Here is a 789-nt window from a genome sequence, read left to right on the forward strand (position 1 = left end):
TGCTTTTCTGCTTCCTCGGCAGTTCCCATTCCCAAGCTCGGCGGCATTTCGAGACACCGCGTCATCGCATGCCGCCTAGCGGAGACGAGAACCATGGTCCCCGCCTCGGCCGGCCCTACCAGAAGCCTCGTGCCGCGGCGTGAACTTGCCTGTGTATGGTGTCGTCAACGACCCCGGCGTATGTTTCGGAGGCGCGGGGGAGAGTTAACCCAGGGGAGGGTGTCGCCTTGGCTTGGGTGGGCCATCTTACGGGCTTGACCCGGAGAGGGACGGCAGCACGGAACTGGACCGTCGCAATGGCCGTGTTCTCAGCGAGCTTCGCGGCCCGCTTCGCGCTTGGTGACCTACTTGCTTCCACCTCGTCCCTGACCTTCTTACCCGCCGTCGTCGCCAGCACGCTGCTCTGCGGCTGGCGCCTGGGCGCGCTCGTGCTGGCCCTCTCCGCGCTTGCGACCTGGTACTTCTTCCTGCCGCCCTATCTCTCCTTCGCGCTGCATGGTGCGGAAACCGTCGTCTCGCTGCTCGGCTTCCTGGTGATTGGCGGCCTTGAGGTTCTGCTGGTCGCGGCCTTGGTCGAGGTGATCCACCGCCTGGAGATCGCCAGGAGAACGCAGGAGGCGTTGTTCCAGGAACTGCAGCACCGCCTCGGCAACACCATGCAGTTCGTCGCCTCGACGCTGCGGCTGGCGCGGCGCGACGTCGCGGACCCATCCGCCGCCGAAGTGCTGGAGCAGGCGGCCGCCCGCATTGCCGTCATGGCGCGCCTGCATCGGCGCCTGCAGGACCCAG

1 protein-coding gene is annotated in these 789 nt (G+C 66.8%); it reads left to right on the plus strand.

Going from position 1 to position 789, the window contains the following annotated elements; all coding sequences use genetic code 11:
- Positions 1–296 precede the first annotated feature (296 nt).
- The coding region (locus Q7A36_RS40335) for a DUF4118 domain-containing protein (RefSeq protein ID WP_305109415.1) at positions 297–789 on the plus strand (493 nt) is incomplete at its 3' end.

Origin of the sequence: Paracraurococcus lichenis (assembly GCF_030657435.1) — a bacterium.
In the GTDB taxonomy this organism is placed as follows: domain Bacteria; phylum Pseudomonadota; class Alphaproteobacteria; order Acetobacterales; family Acetobacteraceae; genus Paracraurococcus; species Paracraurococcus lichenis.